Genomic DNA, 7,803 nt, shown 5'->3' with positions numbered 1-7,803 from the left:
GGACATAAGGCGTGTCAACGGTAGTAAAGCTGCGATACACGATGCAACCAAGTATCTAAAATGGTCGCACGAAATTTCTCAGGGCAAAACTGTCAATTCCAAACTTCCCCGCGCAGTAGAAGCCTTGATCCAAGGTGCCATGTCACTTCAACTTACTGGTGACCCCAGGAAGGACTGGACACAAGTCAAACGGCTGTTGCGAGAATCTGACCGGACAGAAATTAACCATATAGCGAGCGCTTTAGACTATCTTATAGCTTTCAATCGGGGTAAGCGGATTGCGGCTAATTTATCTGTTATGTGGATAAATGAGGGATCTTACGTGCGTGCACGCGAAGCGCTCGATTCCGCTCTTATTGAGGATCAGTTACTTGCGGGTGTGGACGATTTACGTGGCATTCATGTGATGACGATCCACAAATCAAAAGGCAAGCAATTCGATGCTGTTATCATCGTACGAGAGGGGCAGAGATATGGTATTAATAAGTGGCGATCCTCGTTTGTATGGCGAGACGATCCAATACCACACCATCGCAGTAGAAAAATCCTTCGCGTAGGGATCACAAGGGCCAAATACCACGTATTGATGTTGGAACCATTTTACCCAAATTGCCCAATAATGACACCACACAAATTATGATTATTGAGGGGTAAGTAAATCTGATCTTTTAAAACTATGCTCCCTTTACAGATTTTTGCGGATAGCATTACTTTTCAGCGCACATATTTTACCGTGTTACCCGTGGTTTTGCCTCATGACAATCTGCGCGCAGCTTCACAGGGCGATCTCTTAACTTACCAGCAAAATCGTATATCCTGTTCATCATTGCAAGGCTACTGAAATGAAGACATCGGCATGATCGGATGTGGTTGGCTGATTGGGATCAGTAAGCGTGTTAAAAGTACCTCGACTTTCACGTATGTGTGCTTTTTACCTTATTGACAAAAATATAGTCATTGCGCCCGCCAGTATCCTCCACATCTAATTCCAAATCCTAATAGAAAAGTAAATAATTTATATTAGAAATTGGAATAATGTAGAAACCCCCGCTGTGCAATGGATTTTGGCCTGCCCGGGCAACTGCCCATAAATTCTCCATTAGCCTGTTTTGAGCATAAGCATCGGTAAAACCAGTGTCAATGATTCAGTTATAGAAAGGCCGTTGCTCGAAAGAATCAACGCAGAAACGATCGATATTGGAATCTCCACCAAGAATTACAGGATTATCCTGAGGGAAGAATACCTCTATCTCATCAATGAATGGAAGTAATTCCAAATCCTAATAGAAAAGTAAATAATTTATATTATAAAACTATTTATTTACAGATATTTATGTTTACTTATAATTGCCGTTTATATTAGAAATTGGAATAAGCTATTCAACTAGCGACTGAGTGCATCTGCAGAACAATTTGCACAAAGATGGGTATTATAAATATTACATTTTTCTGTAATTGGGAATATTTATGCGTACTATCATCACGTTGCTAGACAGTTTGATGTTATGTCCCTGAAAAGCCAACTCAGAAGTGCCTAGTAAGCGCCTGATCATCTTGGAATCAATTTCACAGCAGCTGCAAACGACCGCACGGATGCGTTGCTCATGGTCTGAAGCGGGAGTCGAACTTGAATGGGCGTACGATGTTCATCGTGACGCTGGTGAAGTCCGGGTGGTGGGGATTGATCATGATATTGCTTGCTTCGGGTATGATCGCTGACGGAATGATGAAGCCTAACTGCGTTCCCTTCATGAGAAAGTCGCTGCCCAGGCTGGCGGCAGCGATTGAGCTTGGCAATTCATTCCATCCGGCCGGTAAGGCCGCAAGGGCGGGTGTCTCGTATAGCGTGGCATCATCTGGCAATTCGATCAGCACCAGCACCAGATCAGCCGGAAGAATATCGCCAGTGTGGATCAGTTTTTCCAGCGCGGCGATCTCGGGCGTCAGGCCAGCATAGATGGCATGCATGCCGGCATTATTCCAGCGCCCGCCGTGCCGATATGCGCCTGCTCCGCTTCGATCCAGAGCAAATTTGCGCTTGGCGATGCGCCAAGCCCGCATCAGACTGCGCCACCATGGGCAATGGCTGACAGAATCCGCCGGACTTCAGCGGAACCGGCATCGGTATCCAGCAAGGACAAGGGAGATTCGCCCAGCACCAGATTGTTGCTTAGCATCCATTGTTTAGCCAGCTCCGCCGAGCCAAACACCTGTTCTGCCTCTGCCTCGATCAGCGCAATGCGCGTGAGCCGCTCCGATTCGGCTGACCCCAGCTTGTCGCCTGCTTTAATTTTGCGGTCTGCCGTGGCGCTCGATAAACCGATAATCCTGGCCAGTTTGGCGCGCGGCATTTCATAATATTCGCTGGCTCTGACCAATAGCATTGCATCGACGCCTGCCCGGATCAGACGTATCCTTTCGCCAGCGTTGCTTTTGAGAATTTTCTTGCTCCAGCGCGAGAATTCCTGGCTGGGGCTTGTACGTTCATTGGTTTCTGCAGCGGCAGGAGTAGCCGGTTTTTCTTTTGCTGCGCGTGTTGTTTCCATGAAGACACCTTTACTCATTTGAGTAATGATCATAGCTCAATTGAGAGATTCTATCCTGATAAGTTCACGCGAGCGCCGCAAGCGCTGCTTTTAGCCACTCGAAGCCTATGCGTTCCTGTTCAAGCCGCAGATTCTTGTGCAAACGGTGCTCGCGTAAATCATCGTACAACGCTTGCTCTGCCGGCGTCAGGCGCGGCAGGTGGCGCTGGGTTGGCTTGGTTTCCGTGCCCCAGTGTGCTGCGAACGCCAGCAAGGTCGCGTGATCCATCAGGAATGACTGCGCATGCGGAAACTGGCTGCGCAGTTGATCGAGCATGGCAAGGCCATGCGTGTCGATATCGCCCCAATAGTAAATTTTGCAATGTTCTAGCCATATTGCCTGGCGCAGCATGTCGAAGCCATAGCCGGCGCCGAACAGGATCAGGCTGTCCTTTACCTCGGGGAAAGCCAGAAAGTTGATTTCATTCTCGGTGATGAACACCCGAGTGACTTTGGGATTGAGCCGGGCAAAGCTGTCGGCATCGAGTGAAATATCTCGTTCGCCAACCGCTGGCAGCAGGGCATGGGCGCGATCCAGCATGCGAAAGCGGAGACACAGCGGCTTATCGAGAAAGCCGTAACGCCGTGCAAACTGATTGACGCCAGAGGAGGCGGTGGAATCGATTGCTGCAGGCGGCAGGGCGATATCCAGTAGTTCGCTCAGCACGCCACGATGCAGCTCGATGAATTTGCTGTGTATGCCGGGGATATCCACCTGCCTGAGATAGATGCCAGGCCGTGGATGGACCTTGAGCCAGGCGACGATGGCCAGCAAGCGCTGCCATTCGTCAGTCAATGCCAGGGCAGAGTGCGGTTTCTTGGCGAGCCAGTTTAATAGCGCCGGTTGCTGTGCGCGTGTCACTGAGAGTAGCGCAGTGAAGCGAGCGGCTTCACGTTGTTTGCCGATCAGGCTCAAGGCGTCCTCGATCGTGTCGATCCATGCTGCATCGGGCAGGGCATTGGTGCCAAATACGCGGTGCTTGAATTGCCGCATTTCCACCCGGCAGCATGTCATTTTCCGGAGTGCACTGCTCCAGGCGCGTACTTCGGTAAAGTAATCCGTTATTTCAGCAGAGGTAGGGCGCTTGAGCGTCAAACGCATTGGAAATAACGCTTCACCGCTCACCAGGCTGGCCAGGATTTCTCCCCGCTCCCACAGCTTTTGTAGCTGCGCGCGCAGATCCGCTGGCGTGGTCCAGTTCATCCAGTCATCTTTGCCTTTTCTTGCTGGTATTTTTCGATCGACAGGTTGCGCAGCTTGGAGGCGCGGCCGTCTTGGTTGTGCACAAAGCCTACGCTGGCGACGAAAGGTTCGATGATGTGGATTTTTTGCAAAGGCGTGACGATCAGCAGTTGTAAGTTAAGCTGGGTAAACAGGCGCAGGCCATATTGCGCCGATTCGTCCGAACCGCGCCCAAAGGCTTCGTCGATCACAACGAAACGGAAGGAGCGGGAGCGTACTGCGCCCCATTCCAGACCAAACTGATAGGCGAGACTCGCTGCCAGAATGGTATAAGCCAGTTTTTCCTTCTGGCCGCCGGACTTGCCCCCCGAGTCGGAGTAGTGCTCATATTCGCTGTTGTCCTCGCGCCAGCGCTCGCTGGCGGCAAACAGGAACCAGTTGCGTACATCGGTAACCTTGCCAGTCCAGTGGCGATCCTGCTCGGACAAACCCTCGCGTCCGCGGAAACGCTCAATGATGTGCCGCACTTGCATAAATTTGGCTTCGGAATACTGGGCATCGTCCGAGCCGGTCAATGCGCCTTCGGTGCAACTGCGCAAATCGGCTTGAAAATCGCGAATATCGGCATCCAGCGTGGGCTGGGCTTCCAGCACGATATAGCGGCCCGGGTTGTAGTCGATGCCTGTCAGCGATTCGTTGATACGCGCAACGCGCTCCTTGATTGTTTCCTGTTCGCGCATCAATTGCGATTTGAAATTGGCCACTTCACGTATGGTGTTTTCGTTGAGCAGTTCCTTGAAGCGGGCTTCGAAGCGTGGCAGATCGTCAGTTTGGAGGCTGTGCAGCATGGCGCGGTATTCAAAAGCAGCTTCGATACTGGCGTCGATCTCCGCAGTCTCCAGCTTGAATGTTTCTTGATAGGAAGTCATCGCCTTGACGATCCGTTCTGTCAGCGTACCGAGATCTCTCGTTTTGCTGTCGATCTGCTTTTGCAGCCAGTCGCGCATGTCGCGCTCGCGCTGATCGCAGGAGTCGATTGTAACGGGTTGTTCTTTCAGTACCTCGTTGCGGAGGGTGTCGAGCTGATCGAACAAGGCAGCATGAGCCGGATCATGCTGCAGCGCCTGGGTTTGCACGCGCATGGCCTCGGTGTCGCTTTGCTTTTGCTCGATTTTGGAGCGCTTGTCCTTGTGTGCCTCCAGCTGGTTTTCTGTTTTCTGCAAGGCTGCAACGGTTTCATTCAGCCGTTCCGTTAGTTGCTTGAGCACATCGGAGGCTGATTCCAGTTTCTGCTTTTCATCCTGTAGCGTTGCCGCCTCCATGGCGAGCGATTGCCAGTCGAGTTCGCGGAAATCAGTATATTCACCTAGTTTGGACAGCACTGCCAGGCGTTCCTTGAGCATGCTCTGCTCAGTCTGGATTTTGCTGATAAGGCTAGCCAATTCGCCCAGATGAGCTTCCCATTTTTTTGCTTTGCTTTCGAGGGCGGCGATTTTGGCGATATTGTTCCAGCCGAGCACATAGCGGCTGCGATCATCCAGCCGGTGGCGGTCGTCCTTTTCGTGACGCTCGCCAGGTGCTTTGCTTTGTCCCGCGCGCGTGATGGCGCGGGTCTCGCGCCGGAATTGCGCCTGCGTAGAGCAACAAGCGAAGTCGAAACGGTGGGCTAGCTCGCGCTCGAGCCAATCGTAGAAAGGCGAGTCGGGCTTGATGGCCAGCTTGCGTGCAAGTGAATCCTGGTGCAGTTGCGGATATTCACTGCGGGCGCTGGGGCGCACCCGGAAATAGACCAGGCGGCCCTGCAGGTGCGTGTTATCCACCCACGCTGCCACGGCGGGGTAATGTTCATCCGGCACCAGCAGCGACAGACCAAAGTTGCGCAACAATCGTTCTGCTGCGCCTTCCCACTCGCGTTCGTCATCGCGTACTTGCAGCAGTTCACCGGCAAAAGGCATCTTCTCTTCTGGCAGACCCAGTGCCTGGCACAGTGCAGTACGCAGGGCGATCTGTTCAGCGGGGATGTTGCTGCGCCGCGCTTTCAGGCTATTGATCTCAGCGGACAAGAGGTCGTGTTCCTGCTTGCCCTGGCGCAAGCTGACGCCATGCTCGGTCAGCTCATTTTGCAGTTGAACATCGCGTGCCTGTGCTGCTTCCTCTAGCGCTGTGAAGCGTTGCCGCTGGGCAAGAAAACTGGTTTCATCTGTTGCAGGCAGCTCGTCAATGACACGTGCCAGTTCAGTGTAACGTTGCGCTTTGCGCGCACACACCTGACGTTCCTGCTCTTTTTTGTGGATTTCGGCGACCAGCCGTTCCAGGCGATCGCCACCGTTGTCCGCAATGCTGCGTTTGAGCTCATCCACTTCGGCGCGCTGGGCGTCACGGCGTTGTTGGCAACGCTTGACCAAGGCATCCTGATTTGTCCATTCAATGGCCAGAGCCGCGAGCCGGTTTTCCAGCAAATCGAGTTTGAGGTCGGCAAAGTAGGGTTTGAGTGCTTCGCGGCAAGCGCGGCGTTCTTCGATCTGCGCGCGCAATAAAGCATGTTGCTCACAATTAGCGACCAGCGGCGTCAGCAGCTCGACTTGCCGTTTGGCTTTCAGCACCGCTTCATGCGCGCGGTTGAGGTCATCAAAGTGACCGATCAATGCCGCAATGCGTGGCGCGACATCAAACGGCTCGAGCATGTGACTGCGGACGAAGTCGGTCAGGTTGCCTACCGATTTCATCGAGACTGTTTGATGAAACAGTTCCAGCGCTTGTTCGTTATTGATGCCAAAGCGGCGCCGGAACCAGGCGCCGTAGGGTGGAAAGCTGTCAAATACTTCAATACCCCGGCCTTCATGCCCAGCACGCAGCTTGTTGCGCAATTGCGTGATATCGGAGCCGAAATGTGCAAAATCAGTGATGATCGACAAGGCGTGCTCGGCACAAACATAGAAGCGGGCAGGTTGTCCTTGTGTATCTTTCATCCAGAATACCTGCGCCAGCGTGACCGTCTGGTCGTAACCCGCATTATGAAACACGCCCAGGATGACGGAATAATTGCTGGGATCGCGCAGCGCGACCGGTTTGGCGCTGCCGCCCATTTCGTTGCGTTCGGATTTGTAATGCCCGAGCACATAGGAGCGTAGCGTGCGCTCTTTGTTGTCAGCACCGGCGGCCTTGTTATAGGCGATGCGGTGCGCGGGAACCAGCAGCGTGGTAATCGCATCCACCAGCGTGGATTTGCCTGAACCGATATCGCCTGTCAGCAGGCTGTTTTTGCCATTGAGCTGCAAACTCCACACGCGGCCATCGAAGGTTCCCCAGTTGAATACTTCCAGGCGCTGCAGACGGAAGCCCGACAGGGTGTCGTCAGCCAGGAAATCGAGTTGCAGCGGTTGTCGTTCATTCATCGTTGCTTTCTCCCTGCTCATTCGCAAGATAGGTCTGATAGGCCGCCAGTCGCGCATCAAAATCCATCAGCCATTGCGCATCGACAAACGCCTTGAGGATGCGCTGCACCTCGAACATTGCTGCTTGTCTCCCTGGCTGCGCTGCTGCCGTTTTCAGCCGGCGCAGGAATCCTAACTCCACGATCTTGTTGAGGTGTGTTTCGATCTGGTCGATCAAACGGGCTTCATTGCTGCTTGCGGGCAGGAACACCCGTATCAGTTCGACCATTTCGTCACGGCTGAGCACCAGCCGCGTATCGCTGCCACTTGCATCGAATTCCATCAGTTTCTTGCGCAACAGCGCCAGCAACAGGCTGACCGGAAACGACAGTGGCCGTCTCGCGATCAGACGTGGCAGCTTGGGTGCTGCCTCATCGTCTGATTCAGAACGTGCGCGCAGGAAAGCATAGCCCTCGGCTTCATCCAGGGTCAGTTCCAGTCCCAGCACGGCCACATAGTCGCGCACCCGCGCTTGTAACTGTAACAGGGCATGCCATAAAGCGGCATCGCTCTCCTGGTAGATCGCGCCTTTGAGTAAGGGGATGACCAGAGCCGATAGGTCATGGTTCGTTGATCCATTTTCAAACGTTTGTTCTACCAT

At 53.2% G+C, this 7,803-nt stretch carries 7 protein-coding genes; 2 read left to right on the top strand and 5 right to left on the bottom strand.

The features are described from left to right. The coding region (locus J5I83_RS05300) for a 3'-5' exonuclease (RefSeq protein ID WP_304053889.1) at positions 1–640 on the top strand (640 nt) is incomplete at its 5' end. 469 nt (positions 641–1,109) lie between these two features. Beyond that, the gene (locus J5I83_RS05295) at positions 1,110–1,271 is read left to right on the top strand and encodes a hypothetical protein (protein WP_304053887.1); all 162 of its coding nucleotides are present in this window, start codon (positions 1,110–1,112) and stop codon (positions 1,269–1,271) included. A gap of 331 nt (positions 1,272–1,602) precedes the next feature. Here J5I83_RS05295 and J5I83_RS05290 read toward each other — a convergent pair whose 3' ends face one another. The 5 genes from J5I83_RS05290 to J5I83_RS05270 are packed head-to-tail and all read right to left on the bottom strand — an operon-like array spanning position 1,603 to position 7,803. After that, positions 1,603–2,061, bottom strand: a complete 459-nt coding sequence (locus tag J5I83_RS05290; RefSeq protein ID WP_304053885.1) for an RES family NAD+ phosphorylase — start codon at positions 2,059–2,061, stop codon at positions 1,603–1,605. Then, the gene (locus J5I83_RS05285; RefSeq protein ID WP_304053884.1) at positions 2,061–2,579 is read right to left on the bottom strand and encodes an antitoxin Xre/MbcA/ParS toxin-binding domain-containing protein; all 519 of its coding nucleotides are present in this window, start codon (positions 2,577–2,579) and stop codon (positions 2,061–2,063) included. Before J5I83_RS05285 ends, J5I83_RS05290 begins: the two co-directional genes overlap by 1 nt. Positions 2,580–2,610: 31 nt before the next feature. After that, positions 2,611–3,789, bottom strand: a complete 1,179-nt coding sequence (locus J5I83_RS05280) for a Wadjet anti-phage system protein JetD domain-containing protein (protein WP_304053882.1) — start codon at positions 3,787–3,789, stop codon at positions 2,611–2,613. Continuing rightward, the gene (locus tag J5I83_RS05275; protein WP_304053881.1) at positions 3,786–7,163 is read right to left on the bottom strand and encodes an ATP-binding protein; all 3,378 of its coding nucleotides are present in this window, start codon (positions 7,161–7,163) and stop codon (positions 3,786–3,788) included. The genes J5I83_RS05280 and J5I83_RS05275 overlap by 4 nt, the downstream gene beginning before the upstream one ends. Next, positions 7,156–7,803 (bottom strand): DUF4194 domain-containing protein, encoded by a 648-nt coding sequence (locus tag J5I83_RS05270; protein WP_304053879.1) that lies wholly within the window; start codon positions 7,801–7,803, stop codon positions 7,156–7,158. Before J5I83_RS05270 ends, J5I83_RS05275 begins: the two co-directional genes overlap by 8 nt.

Origin of the sequence: Nitrosomonas communis (assembly GCF_024102715.1) — a bacterium.
Classification (GTDB): Bacteria; Pseudomonadota; Gammaproteobacteria; order Burkholderiales; family Nitrosomonadaceae; genus Nitrosomonas; species Nitrosomonas communis_B.
This window is presented reverse-complemented; position numbering and strand designations above follow the sequence as displayed.

Bases quoted from the DNA above. Each gene is read 5' to 3' on its own strand.
- J5I83_RS05290 (WP_304053885.1), bottom strand. From the start codon at position 2,061: ATGCGGGCTTGGCGCATCGCCAAGCGCAAATTTGCTCTGGATCGAAGC.
- J5I83_RS05285 (WP_304053884.1), bottom strand. From the start codon at position 2,579: ATGATCATTACTCAAATGAGTAAAGGTGTCTTCATGGAAACAACACGC.
- J5I83_RS05280 (WP_304053882.1), bottom strand. From the start codon at position 3,789: ATGAACTGGACCACGCCAGCGGATCTGCGCGCGCAGCTACAAAAGCTG.
- J5I83_RS05275 (WP_304053881.1), bottom strand. From the start codon at position 7,163: ATGAATGAACGACAACCGCTGCAACTCGATTTCCTGGCTGACGACACC.
- J5I83_RS05270 (WP_304053879.1), bottom strand. From the start codon at position 7,803: ATGGTAGAACAAACGTTTGAAAATGGATCAACGAACCATGACCTATCG.